Origin of the sequence: Rufibacter roseolus (assembly GCF_017916365.1) — a bacterium.
Classification (GTDB): Bacteria; Bacteroidota; Bacteroidia; order Cytophagales; family Hymenobacteraceae; genus Nibribacter; species Nibribacter roseolus.
Window position 1 is genome coordinate 1,317,928 of sequence record NZ_JAFMSU010000002.1, and the last position, 21,668, is coordinate 1,339,595.

Below are 21,668 nucleotides of genomic sequence, written 5' to 3' on the forward strand. Positions count from 1 at the left end.
ACAACTACCGGGTTTGTTTTAGTGCTCTTTTCCTGAAAACAGCCTAAAAACAGCCTACAAACAGCCGTATGTTTCCAGACTATCAACTAATCGCTGAACACTAACAACTAATTACTAACAACCCATAACTACACAAAATGCTACAGATAGGTGATGCGGCCCCAGACTTTGAGGTGAAAGACCAGAATGGTGCGCCGGTGAAAATGAGCGATTTCAGAGGCAAAAAGGTGGTACTTTACTTCTACCCCAAAGACGATACACCGGGCTGCACCGCCCAGGCCTGCAACCTCCGCGACAACTATGACGCACTGCTGGCCAAAGGCTACGTGGTACTGGGCGTGAGCGTTGACGATGAGAAATCGCACCAAAAGTTCATCCAGAAGTTTGATTTGCCTTTCCCACTGCTAGCCGATACCGAGCACGAGATCGTGGAAAAATACGGTGTATGGCAGGAGAAAAGCATGTACGGCCGCAAATACATGGGAACCATGCGGTACACCTTCGTGATTGACGAGGAAGGCAAGATAGAAGATATCATCACCAAAGTAGATACCAAGAACCACACCGCGCAATTGCTGAAATAACGATTGAAGAGCCGCCACTTCCGTATTTGGGGTGGGCGGCTCTTTTCTGTTTAAAGCCTATTTTCCTAAATTCTGGCCCAAAACAGATTTAACGGAAGGCGCGCTTTCCTATTTTCAACCTTTAAAACCTCCTCCTATTCTCATATGAACCCATTCAACTACGACGCGGAACAACTGCTGAACGTGGCCTACCAGGTACGCCGCGACATCGTGCGCATGGTGCATGCCGTGAACTCCGGCCACCCGGGTGGCTCACTGGGCTGCACCGAATTCCTGGTATCATTGTACTTCCGGCAGATGACGCACAAGCCAGAGTTTGACATGAACGGCATCGGGGAAGACCTGTTCTTCTTGTCTAATGGGCACATCTCCCCGGTTTGGTACAGCACCCTGGCCCGCGCCGGCTATTTTGATCCTAAAGAACTGGCTACTTTCCGGAAACTGAACTCCCGTTTGCAGGGCCACCCGGCCACGGAGGAAGGGCTGCCTGGCATCCGGATCGCTTCTGGTTCATTGGGTCAAGGTCCATCAGTCGCCATCGGCGCCGCGCAGGTAAAGAAACTGAACGGCGACGACAAACTGGTGTACGTGCTTACCGGCGACGGTGAGTTGGAGGAAGGCCAGGTTTGGGAAGCCGCCATGTACGCCGCCCACCACAAAGTAGACAACTTTATCTGGACCGTGGACTACAACGGCCAGCAGATTGATGGTCCGGTAGATGCCGTAATGAGCCTGGGTAACCTGCACGCCAAGTTTGAAGCCTTCGGCTGGAAAGTGCTGCACTGCGACAACGGTAACAACTTCGCCAGCCTGCTGCCGGTACTAGATGAAGCCAAAGCCTTGACCGGTCAGGGCCAGCCTATCTGCATTCTCATGAACACCCAGATGGGTTATGGCGTGGACTTCATGATGGGCTCACACAAGTGGCACGGCGTAGCGCCTAACGATGCCCAATTGGAACAGGCCTTGCTGCAGCTGAAAGAAACCCTCAACGATTATTAATTCATTCACCGGCGGGCAGGCGTTTAGGCGTCTGCCCTTCTACCCTTCCTAGGTATGACGTTCCTGCGCTCCGTTTATCTGTGGCTCATCTGCTTTCTCTTAGGAAGCATGACGGTTCTGCCTGCGGCTGCGCAAAACAAGGCACCGGCGCCTAAGAAGACGCGTCTGCTGTTCCTGCTGGATGCCTCGGGGTCTATGCAGGCTAAATGGGAAACCAGTGATCGCTGGAAAGTGGCCCAGCGCATGCTGGCCCGCATGGCAGACTCGCTGGACTCTTATGCCAACCTGGAGATCGCGCTGCGGGTGTACGGCCACCAGACGCCGGTAAACCTCAAAAACTGCAAAGACACCAAGCTGGAGGTTCCGTTTGCCGCCCACAATGCCGCCGCCATCAAAAAGCGGCTGCAGCAGATCACACCCAAAGGCAACACGCCCATCACCTACTCCCTGGAGCAATCGGCGAATGATTTCCCGGCTGATGCAAACTCCCGGAACGTGATCGTCATCATCACCGATGGCCTGGAAAGCTGCGGCGGTGACCCATGTGCTACCTCACTGGCACTGCAGAAAAAGCGTGTTTTCCTGAAACCGTTCATTATTGGCCTGGGCGATGACCCCGGGTACGCGCAGCAGTTTGGTTGCATGGGCCAGTACTACAACGCCTCAGACATCAAAACCTTCCAGAAAGTGCTGGATAACGTCATTAGCATCACTTTGAAGAAGACCACGGTATCAGTAGAGCTCACGGATGATGCCGGACGCCCGGTGGAAACCAACGTGAACCTCACTTTCTTGAATAACGTGACCGGGCAGCCGGAGTACAACTTCGTGCATTACCTTGATCTGGCGGGCAAACCTGATGTGCTGGAGATTGATGCGCTGCTTTCCTATGACCTAGTAGTGAACACGCTACCGGCCGTGGGCTTGCAGAACCTGAACATTAAGCCGGGGCAGCACAACGTCTTCAAGGTGAAAGCACCTCAGGGCTACCTGTATCTGCGGCAGGATGCGCCTACCTCCTACGGGTCCGTGACGGCACTCATCCGGGAGAAAGGCAGTCCGTACATTCTGGAGACCCAGCGTTTCCCCAGCCAGCAGAAATACCTTACCGGCACTTATGAGGTGGAACTGCTTACGCTGCCGCGCATCAGGAAAACGGTGACCATTAAACAGGGCCAGGCCTCGGAGATTACTTTTGCCCCGCCGGGCGCGCTCAACATCACCCAGGACCTGAAGGGCTACGGCAGTTTGTACCTGGTGAACAATGACGGTACCCAGGACTGGCTCTGGAACCTGCCCGAAGGCAGCAGTAAAATAAGCGTACCTTTGCAGCCCGGGAAATACCGTGTTGTTTATAGGCTGAAATCTGCGAAAGGCAGCCAATTCACCGATGTGAAGAATTTCACCATTAAATCGAATTTAACGACGACGATAAAACTTTTCAACTAAGATGAAGGACTTCCCTTATTCAGAATCTAAAGATACCCGCTCCGGTTTCGGGGCCGGCCTGTTGGAATTAGGCCGCACCAATCCTAACGTGGTGGCCCTGTGTGCCGACCTGGTTGGCTCCCTTAAGATGGGCGACTTCATCAAGGAGTTTCCGGAGCGTTTTTTCCAGGTGGGTATTGCCGAGGCTAACATGATTGGCCTGGCCGCCGGGATGACCATTGGCGGAAAGATCCCTTTCACCGGTACCTTCGCCAACTTCTCCACGGGCCGGGTGTATGACCAGATTCGCCAGAGCGTGGCTTACTCGGGCAAGAATGTAAAGATCTGCGCCTCGCACGCGGGTCTTACTTTGGGCGAGGACGGCGCTACCCACCAGATTCTGGAGGATTTGGGCATGATGAAAATGCTGCCCCACATGACGGTGATTAACCCATGTGACTATAACCAGACTAAGGCCGCTACCATCGCCATCGCTGATTATGAAGGTCCGGTGTACCTCCGTTTCGGTAGACCGGTAGTGCCTAACTTCACCCCTGCTGATCAGAAATTTGAGATCGGGAAAGCTTTGATGCTGAACGAAGGCAAGGACGTGACCATTCTGGCCACCGGCCACCTGGTTTGGAAAGCCATTCTGGCGGGCAAGCTACTGGCCGAGCAAGGCATTGATGCGGAAATCATCAACATTCACACCATTAAGCCATTGGATACCGAAGCTATCCTGGCATCGGTGCGCAAGACTGGTTGCGTGGTAACCGCCGAGGAGCACAACTACAACGGTGGCCTGGGCGAATCTGTGGCCCGCGTGCTGGCCCAACAGTTACCGTCGCCTCAGGAATTTGTGGCTGTGATGGACACCTTCGGGGAAAGCGGCACGCCTGAGCAGTTGATGGAGAAATACGGCCTCAACGAGCAAAGCATTGTTTCTGCCGTGCAGCGCGCCATCTCCCGCAAAAAGTAATCTCAGGGTGTGGCTAGCCAATTATTAACTTACTAATTCCGCTTCTGTTCAGGGTCTGTTTTCCGGAAATCGGCTCCTAAACAGAAGCGGTTTTTCCACCTTAACCCAGCAGGAATTTGGTTATACCTCTACTCTGAGCCAAACACAATAGTCACTTACCCTGAACCACGCCCTTCCCTTGGAAGACAAAGAGATTTTAGAGAAATTCCAGCACCCAGATTCCCGGAACCTGGCCTTCAACCAGCTTGTGCGCAAGTACCAGCAGAAGGTGTATTGGCACGTGCGGAAAATGGTCATTGACCATGACGATGCCGATGACCTGACCCAGGAGGTATTTGTGAAAGTCTGGACTAACCTGGAGAATTTCCGGAAAGATTCTCAGCTCTACACCTGGATCTACCGCATTGCCACCAATGAGTGCCTCAACTTCCTGAGCGCTAAAAAGAAACGTTTTTTCCTGCCCATCCATGACGTGGCCGCTGAGCTCACGCAGAAGCTTGAATCCACAGACACGCTCTCCGGCGATGAGGTGCAGCTGAAACTCCAGAAGGCACTTCTGCGTCTGCCTGACAAGCAACGGCTGGTCTTCAACATGAAATACTTTGATGATCTCAAATACGAGGAGATCTCTGAGATTCTGGGCACTTCTGTAGGCGCCCTCAAGGCTTCTTACCACATAGCAGTAAAAAAAATTGAGGAATATTTGAAAAAAGATTAAACCTCTTCAAGCAAAACACATCTAAGAAACAGATGGATAGGAAAAAGGAGCTAGATATGGCAGATTTACCAAAAGACCCGGGCTTTAAAGTTCCCGAGCATTATTTTGATACCCTGCCCACGCGCATTATGCAGCGAACGGCCTATGCCGCGCCAGCTCGTTCAGCGTCCCCGGTGGCTTGGTTCTGGCAGTTCAGGACGGCGGTAGCCGGCGCCTCTTTGGGCCTGGTGTTTGCCGTGTCTTTTCTGGCCACCCAGTACTTTGACGCCAACCCGTCTACAGACGCGGTGATGGCCCAGATATCGCAGCAAGATATCTTACAGTACCTGGTGAACCATGAAGAACTGGAAACCGCTGACCTGGCCGAGGTACCGGCCGTAAAGCCGAACCAATCACTGGAGTTCCTGGATGTCCGCCGCACCGATCTGAATGAAACCCATACCCAGGAGTTGTTGGAAGAAGAGTATGATTACCGTTAACCCCATAAGAATGAAATTGACCAAGTTGCTGTTTCTGTTTTTCCTGTTCACTGGCACCGTTAACCTTGCCCAGGGCCAGAACAAAGAAACGCCCGAGGAACGCAAAGCTCGCATAGAGAAAATAGAGACGGCCAAGATTGCCTTCATCACCGATAAGATAAACCTCTCCGGAGACCAGGCCCAGCGTTTCTGGCCCGTTTACCAGGAACATGACCGTAAAAGGAACGAACTGCGCCAGAAAAGCCGCCCCTACAAAGAGCAGAACCTGAACGCCCTCACTGATGAGCAGATCCAAGCCGGCTTAGAGGCCCGTTTAAACATCCGTCAGCGGGAATTAGACCTTGAAAAAGAATACATGGACAAGTACCTCCGCATCATCAGCCCCCGCCAACTGGCCTTGTTTTACCGCGCTGAGCGCGAGTTCACCAAGCTGTTGCTGGAGCGTTTGCAGACGGCTAAGAAATAAAGATTTGGTTTTAGTGTAGAGAGGGAGACGAAAGTCTCCCTTTTTGTTTTCAGCTTGTTTTGAAGGAGTTCTTCCTCATTCACTGGTTCAAGTCTGGGACTTTACCTTTTCTCCTTATCTCTGGTTCAAGTCTGTGACTTGGACCTACCATGGCCTGCAGTTTGCAACTGCAGTAAGGCGTTAGCCTCAGGGGCATTTTCTGGGCAATTACCTCCCACTTCATTCCTACTCTGCTTTTAGGGCTAGTTCCTCCGCTTGGAGGTTTGTCACTTTTCTCCTTGATGAGAAAAGTAACCAAAAGAATCAAGAAGCCTCAAACTCGCTGACGCTCGGACAGTGAGGCTTCAGTAAAGGTACCACCTGGCCAATGCTATCTGTTCCATTGCCAACGCAGGCCATTACTGCTTGAGCAGTTCATCCGTGCTGCAGACCGGTGCTCGGCCTCACTGTAGGCCTTCGCCCCGGCCTGCCGCAGGTAAAGAGATGGTTATGGTGTCTGCTCGGATTACCTAATCATGTAGAGACAAGGCATGCCTTGTCTCCAGCGGGTTTCCTTCGCAAAGGACAGACGCTACCTGAAAGGGCACCCACAAGAGGTGCCCCTACATTCCTTATCGTCTTACTCCTCTCAACTTCGTCTGTCGTGCCCGCCGTTGTTGGTGTTATCACCAAGGACCAAAACTGCGTCCCCATCCACTTACTCATGGATTGCGCGATTCCCCTCTTCGGAAGGGTTAGGATGGTTCGTTTCTACCCTGATTTCTGAAAAACTGGCCAGAAACAAATCCGCTACTACTCTCCTGGTAGGTACAGACTATACCAATCGAAAGCCCTTACGCTCTTCTTCGTATCTTTGCCCCGGATTAACCTAAAACATTATGCTTTCACCCCGCCAACTCTTCCTGCAACACCAGGCCCAGACCACCGATTTTCCTTTGCTTTTAGAAGTGGAGCGGGCCGAGGGGGTTTACATGTATGGACCAAACGGCGAACAGTACCTGGATCTGATCTCGGGGATTGGGGTGAGCAACGTGGGCCATCGGCACCCAAGAGTGCTGCAAGCCATCCAGGGTCAACTGGATAAATATCTGCACTTGATGGTGTACGGCGAGATTGTGCAGGCACCGCCGGCCCAATTGGCGCACGCGCTGGCGCAAACCTTGCCGGCTGGGCTTGATAACGTCTATTTTGTTTCCTCCGGCAGCGAGGCAGTGGAGGGAGCCTGCAAACTGGCCAAGCGCTTTACCGGCCGCACCGAGCTAGTCGCGTTTGAGAAGGCTTACCACGGGTCTACTCAGGGTTCTTTATCCCTAAACGGTTCTGAGAGCTTTAAACGGGCTTTCCGGCCGCTCCTGCCGGACGTGCGGCACATCCGCCATAACCAGGTGGAGGATTTGGCGCAGATCACTTCTCGTACGGCTGCGGTGATCCTGGAAACAGTGCAGGGTGAGGCGGGCGTTCGGGTTCCGTCAATAGACTATATGCTAGCGTTGCAGGCCCGATGCCGAGAAGTTGGGGCGCTCCTGATTCTTGATGAGATCCAGAGTGGTTTCGGGCGCACGGGTACCTTATGGGCGTTTGAGCAGTTCGGTGTGGTGCCGGATATCCTTACATGTGCCAAGGGCATGGGCGGTGGCATGCCCATTGGGGCGTTCATCTCCTGCCAGGAAATCATGCATTCGCTTAAGAACGATCCTATGTTAGGGCACATCACCACGTTTGGAGGGCACCCTGTTTCCTGCGCGGCCTCTCTGGCCACGCTGCAGGTGATTCAGGAAGAAGGACTGCTGCTGCAGGTGAACGCCAAAGCTGCCCGGTTCAAAGATCGGCTGGTGCACCCGGCCATTAAAGAAATCAGGAACCTGGGCCTTATGATGGCCGTGGAGTTTGAGTCCTTTGACATCCTGAAACCCATCATTGACAATGCCATACTGAAAGGCGCCCTCACCGACTGGTTCCTGTTCTGTGACAAGTCCATGCGCATTGCCCCTCCGCTTAACATTACCTTCCCGGAAATTGACGAGGCCTGTGACATTATCCTGGCGGCTATTGCCGAGGAAGTCCGTTTTTAGGCCCTTTCTCTTAAAATAAGCATTAATCACCCTAAGTTTATTCCTGAACCTTTTAAACCCTGTTGCAGTACAAGACACGAATTAGTTTAAGCTTATTCTGCTGCCTTGACTTACCTACCTGTAGATACAACAACCCACCCTTTTAACCTGGTGCCTGCCTCATGGAGATAGCCTTAGTTCTGTTCTTACTTTTGGCTGCCGTCGCCCTGTTTGCCTCAGAGAAACTCTCTGTGGACATTGTCACGCTCATTCTCCTCATCATCTTAACCGGCACCCAGATCATCTCACCAGCCGAGGCCTTTGCAGGTTTCAGCAGTGACTTTATCATCATCCTGGCCTCCATCTTCGTGATTGGGACGGCCCTGGAAGACACGGGTATTCTGGATTTTCTGGTGAACTGGCTCATGCGGCACGCCGGGCACAGGCCCAACACGCTGCTTTTCTCCATCATGTTTTTCCCGGGATTGGTGTCGGCGTTCATGAACAACACCACCGTGACGGCCCTCTTTGTGACACCTATTGTGGGTGTGGCCAAGAAAATGCGCGCCAGTAGCTCCAAGTTTCTCATGCCTTTGGCCTATGCCTCTATTTTGGGCGGAACCTGTACTCTGATCGGCACTTCTACTAACGTGGCGGTAAGCGGGTACATGAGCAAAGCGGGTTATGAGCCGTTTGGGTTCTTTGAGTTTTCCGGCATTGGTATGGTGATCTTCCTGGTGGGGATCGCCTACATGATGACCATCGGGAAGCGCATGCTGCCCCAGACCGCTACGGTGGGCCTCACCACCCGCTACAACATCAAAACTTACCTTACGGAGATCCTGGTGCAGGAAGATTCCCCCTTGATAGGCCAGGTGGCGTTTACCTCCGATCTCTCAAAAATGGGGTTCCGCATCCTCAACATTATCCGGAGCAAGGACAACTTCCTGCCCGATTACCGCACCCGTATCAGGAGCAATGACGTGCTGCTGGTGGAGGGCGAGATGGAGGACCTCATCAAGGTGAAGGAAACCAAAGGCATCCAGATTCTGGCCGATGTGATTGTGGAGGATGATCTGGAGGGCGGTGACATCCGACTGGCGGAAATCCTGATCACGGGTCAGTCTGACCTGCTCAAGAACACCATCAAGCAGGTGGAGTTTTTGCGGCGGTTCGGGTTGGTGGTGCTGGCTGTCTCCCGGCAGGGCGAAACCATCAGGACCAAGATTGGCGATGTGCAGCTCCAGTTGGGTGACCTGCTTCTGGTGCAGGGATCGGCGGAACGCCTGGAGTACCTGAAAACAACCCAGCACCTGGCGGTCTTGGGGGAGTTCAAGCCTATTCTATTCAAACGGCGCAAGGGCATCTTAACGCTCTCATTCTTTATCGTGGCCATTCTTTTGGGTAGCCTTAACCTTCTGCCCTTGTCAATCTGTTTCCTGGGTGCGGCGGTACTCAGTGTGCTGTTCAAATGCATCTCCACCGACAGAGCCTACCAGGTAATTGACTGGCGCCTGCTTATTCTAATTGGGGGGATGACTGCCTTTGGGATGGCCATGGAGAACACCGGCGCCGATAAATTCCTGGCCAACGCCATTGTGGACTTCCTGGAACCCTTCGGGACCATTGTGATCCTGGCCGGTTTCGTCTTGCTTACGGTTTTCCTTACCCAGCCTATGTCTAATGCGGCGGCTGCCTTGGTGGTGTTGCCGGTGGCCTTGCAGACGGCCATCCAGTTGGGAGTGAACCCGCGTACCTTTGCCATTGCCATCATGCTATCGGCATCGGTTTCTCTGGTAACACCGTTTGAGCCTTCCTGTATTCTGGTGTATGGCCCGGGTAAGTACACGTTCAAAGACTTTCTCAAGATTGGCTCGGGGCTCACCATTTTGCTCGTGATCCTTATTCTGGTGATGGTGCCTATTTTCTGGCCGCTTTAGGTTGTTTTGGCTCTGTTTTTAGAAAATAGGCTTTAAAACACTTCCTTTCCACAGCCGGTTTCCAGATTCAAGCGTACAGAAAAGCTGACTTTTGTAAACGACGTATGAACCGCGCTGCCCTGTTTGCCTCTCTCTTGCTTTTAAGCTGTTCACCGGAAAAAGCCCGCGAAACGCTGGCCGAAGAACCTGTTGCCACCGCTCATACTCCTTTGGAAGAAGTTGCGGATTCAGTGACCGATGCCTCTCTTGACGGCACCGCCACCAGTACGGTACCCCTGGACGTAAGACAGCAGCTTCCCGCCGAATTGGAGGTGCACCTGGACCGCACCCACGGATTATGGCAGTTCCCTACCCTCACCTCCACTGACTCTCAGCGGGTCCCGCAGGAAGAGCAGGGGCCTTACTACGTGCAGGCAGATTTCAACGGGGATAATAAACAGGATTATGCCATCCAGCTGGTAGAGCGGGACTCAGCGTTTGTATATGCCTTTGTGAAGCGTTCTGAAGGTGATTTTCAGGAATTCCTGCTGGAACGTGATAAGCTGTATGACATGGATGGTAAAAAGAGAAGCATCCATTACCTAAGGCTGGCCAAGAAAAACGACCGGTTATATGACCATGCCACCCGCCAGCAAACCATTATTGCGCAGGACGGCATTTCTGTGGGGGCCGAGAACTATACCGCCACCTATGTATGGGAGAAAGGGAAATTCAGGAAAATAGAATCGGGTGACTGAGGTCTCTGCTTACTGAAGCTCCAGGAAATGGATAGCTTCGTCTTTTATTTCTTCCCGCGAGAGGCCGTCTTTTACGCCCGTGGTGATTTTCTTTACCAGCACCCCCACCACCGCTTTTCTGAAGCCCATTTTGGTGGCAATGTCAATGCAGAACTCCATCTCGCTGTCATCTACAATACCATCGGCGAGCATCATCTCCACCAGGTCATAGACCTGGTCAAAGCGGTCAATGTCATTGTTGGGCATGGTTAGTTTCACGTTTCCGCAGTTGGCCAGCAGCGCCCGCACATCCTGCGCCCGCATTCCCTTCCGTTCGCCAATGGCAATGATATGCTCCATCTCGGCAGAATCTATGTGCCCATCAATTTTAGCCAACGCCCCTAAATTAACAATATGGCTCTTGAGCCGTTTTGTTTCTTCACTCTCAAAAATTGAAAACATAGAGTTACATGATTGGTGGAAGAAGATATTTTATGGTGATTGCACGGACTTTGCGCAAATTATTGCACCCGTCCATTTTCACGATATAATTTACGGACTTTTGAAAAAAATCGCTGCACCATTTCCTTAAAAGTATTTATATTTTTCTTATTGGCCTTAAGAATCGTACAACTGAGAAAAAGTCCTGAATTGTGAGGGATGCCTCAGAGGCAAGAATGGTGGTATTTGGCAGATGTGTGACCAAAAAAGCTTGAGTTTTGTAAGGTAATGCCTTACTTTGCGATTCGTTTTAGATGTTAAGATGAAGAAAATAGCTGTTTTTACGTCCGGGGGAGATGCTCCGGGCATGAATGCTTGTATCCGTGCGGTTGTGCGGACAGCAGTTTACCATAAATTAGAAGTATACGGAATAGGCAGAGGCTACAATGGCATGATCCAGGGAGAGATTTACCGGTTGTTCTCCCACTCCGTGAGCAATATCATTCAAAAAGGCGGGACTATCCTTAAATCGGCCCGCTGTCTGGAGTTCCAAACTCCCGAAGGCAGAAAAAGAGCCTTTGAGCAGATTTCAAAGTTTGGGATTGAGGGCATCGTGGCCATTGGCGGAAACGGAACCTTCACCGGCGCCCAGATTTTCCACCAGGAGTACGGTATTCCAATCATCGGCTGCCCCGGCACCATTGACAATGACCTTTACGGCACTGATTACACCATTGGGTATGACACCGCCGTGAACACCGCCCTTGACGCCATTGACAAGATCAGAGACACCGCCGACAGCCATGAGCGCGTTTTCTTTGTGGAAGTGATGGGCCGTGACTCAGGCTACATCGCCCTGCCTTGTGCCATCGGTGGTGGTGCCGAGATGGTGATGATCCCCGAGACAATCACGTCCATGTCTGAGGTGATTGAGACCCTGCAACAAGGCTGGCGCCGCTCCAAGACCTCCTTCATCATCATCGTGGCCGAAGGCGACGAGGAAGGCGGGGCCACTGAGATTGCCGCGAAGGTGAAAGAAGCATTGCCGCAGATGGATGCCAAGGTGACCATCATCGGGCACGTACAGCGCGGAGGTACCCCAACCGCCGCCGACCGCCTTTTGAGCAGCCAGATGGGTATGGCCGCCGTGGAAGGCCTTATTGCCGGCCGCTCCAATGAAATGGTGGGCGTAATGAACGGGGAGCTGGTGTACACCCCGTTCCATGACACCATCACCAAGAAAAAACCAATCAGCGAGAGCTTCCTTAAGTTAGTGGAAGTACTGAGCGTGTAAAGCGCCTTTCAACCGCTGAAACCTTTCTAATGCGTTTTCAGCCTGATTTCTAAAAATCGGGGTGGGAACGCATTCTCTTTTTAAATTCAATGATTAGCCATTCAATGAATGAAATTTAAATCTTTGTTACTGCCTGGTTTGGTCACACTAATCGGCTGCACAACAACTTCGCCCAAAATTGAAGTTGCGGCCGAAGAAGTCACCCATGAGAAAATGATTGAAGACTATCTCAGGGCTTATGCCATCAAACCAACCTTGGTTTACAAAAATGATGGAAGTAAGGCATTTACGCTCTTAAACCACAAAATTATTTGGAAGGAGCTAAACAGCGGGGTGGAGATTTCTATTGACGGACATTCGTTCTCAACGAGTGATAAAGTGACGTTCAATTCTGTCGAAAAATCTGGAAAGGACAGTTTAAACTTCGCCAATTCCTTAATGCAGGTAAAGGTTTACGAAAAAGAATCACTGATTGGCTTCGTCCTTGATTTTGAACCTTGCACAGGAACTGGTTGCAGCATAAGCTACCAAATCATCTATGACTTGAAGACACGGAAACAAAGTTATTTTGGCAGATTCCGGACAGGGTTTGAATTTGAGCTCTATGACTTCAACAAAGATGGAAGGTTAGATTATTTGACGACCGAAACAGAGGGCCCTAACGCTGATGGAGTGTTGGCAAAAGAATACATCCTGTATAGCCAGGCTAAGGGCGGAGAGTTTGAGGAATTCTCGACAGAAAGGCAAAAAAGGTTTTGGTTCAGGTATACTTCAAATGAAAGTGGACCAATGCCCCAAGATGAGAAATTTGAGGAAAGCTGGGTGGAGAAAATAAATAAATCGGGCAAATAACAATTTTCAGAAGCCCGGCTACGCCTAATGGCCTTACTCAGGGGTGCGTGTCACCTAGAAAAAACCAAATCTGCCTTTGACAATAACCAATGGATTTAAATGCCGTTTTCTAATCCAACATCCTAAAAGAACAGCAATGGAATTTAGACAACTTGGGGCATCGGGGTTACAGGTGCCGGTGCTCAGTTTCGGGACAGCGACTTTTGGCGGCGGCGGTGAATTCTTCAAGGCCTGGGGCAGCACCCAGGTAGAGGAGGCTACCCGCATGGTCAATCTTTGTATGGACGCTGGCGTGAACTTCTTTGACACCGCCGACATCTACTCTCAGGGCATGTCTGAGGAGATCTTGGGGCAGGCCCTGAAAGGCCTTGGGCGCTCAGAAGTGATCATCTCCACCAAGGGAACGTTCCCTTTCGGGGAAGGGCCCAACAACCAGGGCTCCTCGCGGTTCCACCTACTTAAACAAGTAGAAGGCAGCCTCAAACGTCTCAACACCGATTACATTGACCTGTACCACATGCACGGCTTTGACGGGAACACGCCCGTAGAGGAAACCCTGCGTACCCTGGATGACCTGGTGCAAAGCGGCAAGGTCCGCTACATCGCGGCCTCCAACTTCTCGGGCTGGCACCTGATGAAATCACTGGGGGTTTCTGAGAAGTACGGCTGGAACCGCTACGTAGCGCACCAGGTGTATTACTCTCTCACCAACCGGGAATACGAATGGGAACTCATGCCTCTGGGCCTTGACCAAAATGTAGGCGGCATCGTCTGGTCTCCCCTGGCCGCCGGCCGATTGGGCGGGAAATACCGCAGAGGTCAACCATTGCCCCAGGATAGCCGCATTGCGCAGGGTGGCAGCCCCGTACCAGAGGCTGTGGTGAACGAAGAGATTTTCTACAACATCATAGACGCATTGGATGAAATAGCCGCAGAGACAGAGAAAACGGTAGCCCAGGTGGCACTGAACTGGCTTCTGCAAAGACCTACCGTCTCCAGCATCATCATTGGCGCCCGGAATGAAGAACAACTCAAGCAAAATCTGGGAGCCGTGGGCTGGAACCTGACGGTGGACCAGGTAAAGAAACTGGATGCGGCCAGTGAGGTCCCTCCTATTTATCCTTACTGGCACCAAAGACAAAACACCAAGCTCAACCCATTGCCCCCTTTCTACCCAAAGAGAAAGTAAAATCGGGTTTTAGGATTGAAACAAATCCACTCTGCTTCGGGGCTATTTTCTGGAAAATAACCCCGAAGCAGAGTGGATTTTAAGTTTTAATGTATTTATGGCCGGGGAGCGCGAAATCAGTCTTTCTGTGCCTTGACCATTTCAGCCTGAATGTAGGTCAACACCTCGTTGAACTGGTTTGGATGGAACCAATAGATTTCAGGGTCGCGGGTGAACCATGTTAATTGGCGCTTGGCATAACGGCGGCTGTTGCGTTTGAGTAGTCTTACCGCTTCTTCATGGGGATAATCGCCGTCTAGGTAATGGAACAACTCGGTATAGCCCACGGTTTGCAGGGCCTGATGCTGACGGTACGGAACCATGCTTTTCACCTCGTCTAGAAGTCCCTGTTCCAGCATCAGGTCCATGCGCAGGTCAATGCGGTCATAGAGTTCTTGGCGATCGCGGTTCAGGCCTATTTTGATGATCTGGAAATCGCGCCCGCGTTCCTTGCTTTTGGTCCGGAAAGAGGAATACGGCTGGCCACTGCTCAGGCAAACCTCCAGGGCTCTCACCACCCGCTGCGGATTCTGAACGTCCACCTGAGCCGCATACATGGGGTCTAATTCGCGCAGTTGCTCCACCAGCCTGGGAAGTCCCTCCTCTTCTAACCTTTTCGTCAACTCCTCCCTGATGCCAGGCAGAATCTCGGGCATTTCATCCAAGCCTTCGCACAGCGCCCGCACATAGAGCCCAGATCCGCCCGTGGCGATGACCACCTGGTGCTCTTTGAACAGGTTTTGCAGCAATTGTAGCGCATCTTCTTCAAAGGCGCCGGCATTGTACTCCTCCTCAATAGAATGCGAATCAATGAAATGGTGGACTACCCCACCCTGCTCCTGAGGGCTGGGTTTGGCCGTGCCGATGCTCAATTCTTTGAAGAACTGCCGGGAGTCCATAGACAGGATCTGGGTTTGGAAGTGGCGGGCCAGCTGCACACAGAAATCGGTTTTTCCAACGGCCGTAGGGCCTACCACTACTATTAAGAATCTATGTTGTTCCATCACAATCCGGCATAAAGACTGAGCAGTTGCTTTTCCTCGGTTTCCCAGTTCCACTCCTCCCGCGCTTGCAGGCAGTTTCGCTGTAACCGCTGGTAAACCTCCTGATCATGCAGCAAAGTTAACAGCGCCGTCCGGACTTCCTCTACTTGGTTTTCTACCAGCAGCGCCACTTCGTGCCGGGCGTTCAGCTCCGCGTACTCCGGGAATGGCACACAGACCTGCGGAATGCCCGCCTGCACATAGTCAAAGAATTTATTGGCCAATGAATAGTAATAACTCAGGCCCTGGTTATCCAGCAGCATGATTCCGGCCCAGGCGGCTGCGGTAACTTGGGCCAAAGCTTTTGGTGCCACGTTGCCTTTGAATATGATTTTATCCTGCAGGCCAAGGTGCTGGGTCAGTTTTTTAAGTTGGGGCATGAGCGGGCCGGTGCCGCAGATGACCAGTTGGGCAGGTACCTCCTGCATGGCCTTGATGGTATTCTCCAATCCGCGGCCCACGTTCAGTGCTCCCTGGTAGATAAAGTATGGCGGCGAGGACGGCAAGGCGGCGTAAGACTGCCGTACCGGCATGTTCCGGACCAGGTGTACTGGGCGCCCGTACTTCTGCTGGAAGTAGGTCACCAGCGAGGCACTTACGGTATAGGCCAGCGCAGCCCGTTTAAAAGCCATTTTGTCTAAAAAAGCCCAAAAACGCCTCACCAAAGGTCGGTTCACCACCTCGGGCATCTCGGGGAACAGCTCATGGGCATCATAGACCAGCGGCTTCCGGCGCCAGGTAATGGTGACCAGTCCGGCCAAAGCGGTATCGGCGTCCACGGTTCCGTAAATGTCAAACCTGTTAGAGAAAAACCAGGTCACCAGCCGAAGATTGTACTCCAGGTAAAACAAGGGCCCTTTTAGAAACCGACATTTAATGCGATGGCTTCGGAAAGGAAGCGCAGGTACTTCTGCCGAACCAGGCAGCAATCTTCCTACCAAGGTTACTGCGTATCCGGCTGATGCTAAAGAGTTGGCAATCCGTAGCATGCGTTGGTCATGGCTAATGTCAGTGGTGACCGTAAAAACAATAGATTTAGCCATGGCTGGGAATATGCAAGGTTGCGCGGCGCTTAAGTGTAAAATACCAGTTTTTAGGATAGATTTGCTAAATTAGGCTTTTTCCAGCCAAGTGCCACTTTCAGGAAAAAAGCCAACACCAGCCAAAGCAGAAACTCGGAGATGAATACTAGTAACACCATGGTAGACAGGACAGCACAGGAAGCAGCCGCCGCGCGTTTGATTGATTTTGCGGAGCATGTGAGTGGCAGCCGAAAATACATGTTTGTGTGTACGCCAGATGGCACGCTCCTGAGCATAAACCAACAGGCCAAAGACATTTTCTTCGGGGGCAAGGATATCCCCGCCGATATGAACGTGAAGGAGCTGCTGGATGAAAAGCAGCAGTTTGAGTTTGACCGTAATGTGCGCCTGCTCCGGACCCGCAAGAACATCAGCGGCTTTTTCCAGCCCAAAGACAAGATCCTGGACACCAACCTGCTCTATTTCAAATCCAGCCTGGTGCAACAAGAGGGCTTTGAGTTGCTGTACATCGCGGTTCGTGCGGCCTCCGCAGAGGTGATGCCTGCCGGCGATATGTTTGCGACGGAATCTAGCTACCGGACCATTTTTGAGGAAAGCAATGAGCCCATGTTCATCCTGGACAAAAAGGGCATGTTCATTGACATCAACAAACAGACGGTTTCCATCACCCAGATTGAAAAGCAAAACCTCATAGGCAAAAGCGTTTTTGAGGCGTTTGACTTAAATCCCTCTGAAAGAATCGCGTTCAGAACCCGGATTCTGCAGGCCTGCGAGGGTAAAACCCAGCGCTTTGACTGGTGGTTCAAGAATAGTGATGGCACGCACTACCCCCTCTGGCTTTCTTTCAGATGCGGTAAATATTTTGGGCAAGAGGTGATTTTGGGCACGGCCAAACCCATGGAAGACGCTCGCCTCCCTATTGAGGGCGGGCGCCAGCGCCAGGAGCAGCAGGAATTCATGGCCAGGCTTCTGCCGCAGCTTAACAACCTGAAAACCGCCGAAGACATTCTATCGGTGGTATTGGGTGAGCTCATCAATTTACCCAGCGTTTGTGGGGGCGGGGTTTTTGTCTACCAACCTTCCACCCGCATGGTGCAGTTGGTTTGCAACAAGGGAGATCAGTCTTACTTACTGAAAGAAAAAAGCGTGCTTGCTTTGAACCCCGAGTTCCTGGCGCAGTTGGAGAACAAGAACAAGAACCGGTCGCTGCTCAGTATCTCCCGCAATTTTCAGCACCTATTCAATAAGCGCGAGGTGCTGGCCATGCCCATCAGCACCGACAAGCAATACCTGGCCACTATCATTCTGCTGGTAGATGACGCCATGAACATGACCAGCAGCCTCACCGAGTTTGTAAACCACGTGGGGTTTGAGGTGAGTTCTTACCTCTCCCGGTTCGAGCTCCGGCAAGAGTTGCATTACTCAGAAGGCAAGTACAAAACCCTTTTTGAGTCCAGCAATGATTCTATTTTCCTGCTCAACCATACTTTAATTGCCGACTGTAACTTCCAGGCCACCGTTTTGCTGGACTGCGACAAGCAAGACATCATCGGTAAACGGATAGCCGATTTCTCGCCCGCGCTCCAGGCTGACAACTCCTCTTCGGTGGAGAAGTCCCTGCAGTTGATTGAGAGCACTTTGGAAGATGGCCAGCCCCGCAGCCTGGAATGGCGCATTGAGAAATCAGACGGGAGCATCATTGACGGGGAAATCAGTTTCAGCGCCATTATTCTGGAAGGCGTCAATTTTGTACAGTGCATTCTCCGCGACATCACCTCCCGCAAAGAAGCCCAGGCGCTGATCAGGCGCCAGGAAGTGCTGCGCGAGTCCATGCATCAGTTCCGGTCTTTCCTGAGCCAGGTGAACCTTGCTTACGTGAGCATGGACCTGGATCTGCGCGTGGTGTACGTAAATGACTATTTCCTGCAATACACCGGCTACAAACGCGAGGAGGTGGTAGGCCAAAACTACTATGACATCTTCGTGCCGGAAAAAGAACGGGCCACCCGCATCCAGGAAATCAGAAAGGCGCTGCAGAACCAGACACTACGCAGTTACTATGAGTGGGACCTGATCACCAAATCACAGTCGGTGAAGATCCTGCGCTGGAACATCATGTTTGAGATGGACGTGGAAGGCAATGTGGTAGGCATCACCGCCGTGGGCAAGGACATGACCGACAAACGCATTGCCATGGAAGCGCTCAAGGACAACAAAATCCGCCTCCAGGATTTGTTTGACAACGCCCATGACCTTATCCAGAACATCTCCACCGATAACAAGTTCATCTTCGTGAACCGGGCCTGGAAAGAGAAGCTGGGCTACAACGACTTTGACATTGAGAACCTTACCCTCAATGACATTGTCCACCCATACTACAAAGCCAAGCTCATTTACCAGCTTCGCAACCTGTACAAAGGCGACGATGTCAACAAAATAGAAACCGTATTCCTGACCAAGAGCGGCAAGCCGATTCACTTGATAGGCAGTATCAACTGCAGTTGGCAGGATGGTAAGCCCATTGCCACCCGCGCAATCCTCCACGATATCACAGACCGGATCAAGGCCGAGCGGCTGCAGAAAGTATACTACAGTATCGCTAACCTGGCCATCAGCTCCAAAGACTTACCGTCTCTGTACAGCGCCATCCACCGCGAGCTGAGCAAGATCATTGAGACGCATAACTTCTACATTGCGCTGTTTGATGAAGAGAAGGACCTTATCAACTTTGTGTATTATGTAGACCAGATCTCCAATGTGCCGGCGGCGCCCAGACCGTTCTCACTGGGCATGACCGAGTACATCATCAAAACCGGCAAACCGCTGTACGCCTCCAAAGCCGATTTCATGGACCTGGTGGAGAAAGGCCAGATAGAGGTGAACGGCGTGGTGCCTGAGGTGATGCTCTCCTCCCCGCTCTCCATTGGCGAGCGCATCATTGGCGTGATTGCCGTGCGCGACTACAAGAACCCAGAGGCCTACGTGCAGACCGATATCGAAATCCTGCACTTTATCTCCAACCAGGTAGCCCTGGCTATTGAACGGAAACGAAACGAAGAGCAAATCACCATTCAGAACGCCCGCCTCAAGGCTATCTTTGAAAGCGGCAACCATTTAATGTGGTCCATTAACCGTCAGTTCCAGTTAACATCCTTTAATCAGAATTTTCAGAGTGAGATCCAGTCCTGGACCAGCGTCTTGCCTTCGCTGGGCCTGAAGCTGAACCAGATGGTGGGCGACTATGTCACCCAGGAGAATTTCAGGTTGATCAAGGAGAAATATGAATCGGCATTTACCGGCCACCCAGAGCAATTTGAGCTTGAGTTGCACCACCCTAACGGTACCAGTGCCTGGCGGGAAGTACTGCTCAACCCTATTTACCTGGAAGACGGCAGTTTTGAAGACGTATCTGCCATTGCGCTGGATATCACGGAGAAGAAGATCTCTCAGCTGGCAGTTGCGGTAAACGAGGAGAAATTCAGGCAGATCTTTGAGTCTTTCCAGGACCTGTACTACAAAACAGACATGGAAGGCTCCTTCCAGTTGATTAGTCCTTCGGTGCAGGAGGTATTGGGCTTTGTCCCCGCTGAGGCGATGAAATTGAATGCCCAGGACCTTTACGCCCACCCAAGCGACCGCGATGAACTGCTGCGGATGCTCTTTGACCAGAAAAGCGTCCGGAACTTTGAGACCTCGCTGCTTACCCAGCAAAACCAGCAGATTGAGGTATTGATCAACTCGCGCCTTATCCTGAATGAAAATCAGGAGCCGGTAGCCATTGAAGGTGTTGCCCGGGACATCACCGAATTGAAAGACACCCAGCGGGAACTCATCAGGGCGAAAGAACTGGCGGAGAACTCATTGCAGGTGAAAAACCAGTTCCTGGCCAACATGAGCCACGAGCTGCGGACCCCAATGAACGGCATCATCGGCATGATTGACGTGCTGCATCACTCGGCCACCAATGAGGAGCAGATGGATTATATTGAAACGCTTCGGACCTCCTCTAACGCGCTCCTGGATATCCTGAATGATATTCTGGACCTTTCAAAAATACAGGCCGGAAAACTACAGCTGAACAAAACGGGCATTGACCTGTCTTACTCACTGGAGAAAATCCATAACCTGTTCGCGAACCGGGCCACCCAGAAAGACCTCACGTTCACGTATGATATCTCTGAAGACACGCCGCGGTACATCATCACAGATGAAACCCGTCTTTTACAGATACTCTCCAACCTGACCTCCAATGCCATCAAATTCACCAATGAGGGCAGCGTGCGGGTAGAGGTTAGCAGGATGGGCGGCGAGGGCGACGAGCACCTGCTCATGTTCCAGGTGAAAGACTCGGGCATAGGCATCTGCGAGGAAGACATCCGGTTGCTGTTCACCAATTTCACGCAGTTAGACAACTCCTCGTCCAAGACGTTTGGCGGTACCGGCTTAGGCCTGGCTATCTCCAAGCAGTTGAGTGAGTTATTGGGCGGCGAGATTGGCGTGGAGTCTGAGGCCGGCAAGGGAAGTACCTTCTGGTTTACCATCCTGTGCCAGGAAGCGGAGAACGTGAAGCAAATCCATGACCAGCTGCAATCTTCCAAAGAACTGGAGGAAATTGGTGAATTTGATCCCGAACCGGTTATCTTGTTGGTAGATGATAACCAGATAAACCAAAAAGTAGCTTTAAAACTACTGGAACGGATGGGTTGCCATGCCGATGTGGCGTCTAACGGGTATGAGGCCATTGAAAAAGCCACCCAAAAGCGGTATGACCTTATTTTCATGGACATCCAGATGCCAGAAATGGACGGGGTCACCGCCACGCGTGAACTCAAAAAGCTGAAGGGGACAGATTGCCCGCCCATTATTGCCATGACCGCCTACTCCATGAAAGACGATGCGGAGAAGTTCATCAACGAGGGGCTGGATGATTATGTATCTAAACCGGTGAAGATCTCTGACCTGCATGACCGCATAGTGAAATGGTATGGAAGCAGCAGTCAGGAAAGCACCCAAACGGCTCCGAAGGTTGCAGAAGCGCCACAGCAGCAAGCCAGTACTGAGTGGTCACTGGATATGAATGTGGTGGAGCAGCTCAGAAGCATTGGCGGCGATGACTTTGCCTTGCAGCTGTACGTGGAATTTGAAGAGGAAACCTCAGAATTGTTGGAGGAAGCCAAAAAAGAAGTGGCTGCACAACATTATGAAGGTATTTTAAGTACACTGCATCAAATCAAGGGAACTGCTTCCACATTAGGTCTGGATTCTGTTTCCAGTTTGGCACAAGAGCTGGAACATGACATTAAAAAGGGGAAATTCACATTTGTTGGGACTACCTTTTCTGATTTAGAATCAAGTTTTACTAATTTTAGAGCAAACTATCGAAATAAACTCTTATCGAACTAAC

17 protein-coding genes are annotated in these 21,668 nt (G+C 51.7%); 14 read left to right on the forward strand and 3 right to left on the reverse strand.

Annotated elements, in window-relative coordinates:
- The first annotated feature begins 137 nt into the window (after positions 1-137).
- The 10 genes from bcp (at position 138) to J3P35_RS14475 (ending at position 10,384) form a co-directional block, all read left to right on the forward strand.
- A complete protein-coding gene (gene bcp / locus J3P35_RS14430; RefSeq protein ID WP_210465280.1) occupies positions 138-584 on the forward strand; it encodes a thioredoxin-dependent thiol peroxidase in 447 nt (148 codons plus the stop codon).
- 144 nt (positions 585-728) lie between these two features.
- The gene (locus J3P35_RS14435) at positions 729-1,586 is read left to right on the forward strand and encodes a transketolase (protein WP_210465281.1); all 858 of its coding nucleotides are present in this window, start codon (positions 729-731) and stop codon (positions 1,584-1,586) included.
- A 54-nt stretch (positions 1,587-1,640) separates the two neighbouring features.
- On the forward strand, positions 1,641-3,035 hold the full coding sequence (locus J3P35_RS14440; protein WP_210465282.1) for a vWA domain-containing protein: 1,395 nt from the start codon (positions 1,641-1,643) through the stop codon (positions 3,033-3,035).
- 1 nt (position 3,036) lies between these two features.
- Positions 3,037-3,993 (forward strand): transketolase family protein, encoded by a 957-nt coding sequence (locus J3P35_RS14445; protein ID WP_210465283.1) that lies wholly within the window; start codon positions 3,037-3,039, stop codon positions 3,991-3,993.
- 178 nt (positions 3,994-4,171) lie between these two features.
- On the forward strand, positions 4,172-4,711 hold the full coding sequence (locus tag J3P35_RS14450) for an RNA polymerase sigma factor (RefSeq protein ID WP_210465284.1): 540 nt from the start codon (positions 4,172-4,174) through the stop codon (positions 4,709-4,711).
- A gap of 56 nt (positions 4,712-4,767) precedes the next feature.
- Positions 4,768-5,190, forward strand: coding sequence for a hypothetical protein (locus tag J3P35_RS14455; protein ID WP_210465285.1), 423 nt, complete (start codon positions 4,768-4,770; stop codon positions 5,188-5,190).
- A 10-nt stretch (positions 5,191-5,200) separates the two neighbouring features.
- A complete protein-coding gene (locus J3P35_RS14460) occupies positions 5,201-5,656 on the forward strand; it encodes a hypothetical protein (RefSeq protein WP_210465286.1) in 456 nt (151 codons plus the stop codon).
- Between the two features lie 878 nt (positions 5,657-6,534).
- Positions 6,535-7,728, forward strand: a complete 1,194-nt coding sequence (locus tag J3P35_RS14465; RefSeq protein ID WP_210465287.1) for an aspartate aminotransferase family protein — start codon at positions 6,535-6,537, stop codon at positions 7,726-7,728.
- Positions 7,729-7,889: 161 nt separating this feature from the next.
- Positions 7,890-9,647, forward strand: coding sequence for an SLC13 family permease (locus J3P35_RS14470; protein WP_210465288.1), 1,758 nt, complete (start codon positions 7,890-7,892; stop codon positions 9,645-9,647).
- 104 nt (positions 9,648-9,751) lie between these two features.
- Complete coding sequence (locus J3P35_RS14475) at positions 9,752-10,384, forward strand: hypothetical protein (RefSeq protein WP_210465289.1); 633 nt, start codon at positions 9,752-9,754, stop codon at positions 10,382-10,384.
- A 9-nt stretch (positions 10,385-10,393) separates the two neighbouring features.
- Here J3P35_RS14475 and J3P35_RS14480 read toward each other — a convergent pair whose 3' ends face one another.
- Complete coding sequence (locus J3P35_RS14480; RefSeq protein ID WP_210465290.1) at positions 10,394-10,825, reverse strand: tellurite resistance TerB family protein; 432 nt, start codon at positions 10,823-10,825, stop codon at positions 10,394-10,396.
- 301 nt (positions 10,826-11,126) lie between these two features.
- Here J3P35_RS14480 and pfkA point away from each other — a divergent pair, with 301 nt between their 5' ends.
- From pfkA to J3P35_RS14495, 3 genes are all read left to right on the forward strand, one after another.
- A complete protein-coding gene (gene pfkA, locus J3P35_RS14485; RefSeq protein ID WP_210465291.1) occupies positions 11,127-12,098 on the forward strand; it encodes a 6-phosphofructokinase in 972 nt (323 codons plus the stop codon).
- Positions 12,099-12,206: 108 nt separating this feature from the next.
- Positions 12,207-12,950 carry a hypothetical protein gene (locus J3P35_RS14490; RefSeq protein ID WP_210465292.1) on the forward strand — a complete coding sequence of 248 codons (744 nt, stop codon included), beginning with the start codon at positions 12,207-12,209 and terminating at the stop codon, positions 12,948-12,950.
- Positions 12,951-13,086: 136 nt separating this feature from the next.
- Positions 13,087-14,139 (forward strand): aldo/keto reductase, encoded by a 1,053-nt coding sequence (locus J3P35_RS14495; protein ID WP_210465293.1) that lies wholly within the window; start codon positions 13,087-13,089, stop codon positions 14,137-14,139.
- Positions 14,140-14,255: 116 nt separating this feature from the next.
- Here the strand turns inward: J3P35_RS14495 and miaA are convergent, their stop codons facing one another.
- A complete protein-coding gene (gene miaA / locus J3P35_RS14500; RefSeq protein ID WP_210465294.1) occupies positions 14,256-15,182 on the reverse strand; it encodes a tRNA (adenosine(37)-N6)-dimethylallyltransferase MiaA in 927 nt (308 codons plus the stop codon).
- Entirely contained in the window at positions 15,182-16,264 is a 1,083-nt protein-coding gene (locus tag J3P35_RS14505; RefSeq protein ID WP_210465295.1) for a glycosyltransferase, read from the reverse strand. The genes miaA and J3P35_RS14505 overlap by 1 nt, the downstream gene beginning before the upstream one ends.
- Positions 16,265-16,402: 138 nt before the next feature.
- Between J3P35_RS14505 and J3P35_RS14510 the strand changes: the two genes are divergently transcribed.
- Positions 16,403-21,667, forward strand: a complete 5,265-nt coding sequence (locus tag J3P35_RS14510) for a PAS domain S-box protein (protein WP_210465296.1) — start codon at positions 16,403-16,405, stop codon at positions 21,665-21,667.
- Position 21,668 lies beyond the last annotated feature (1 nt).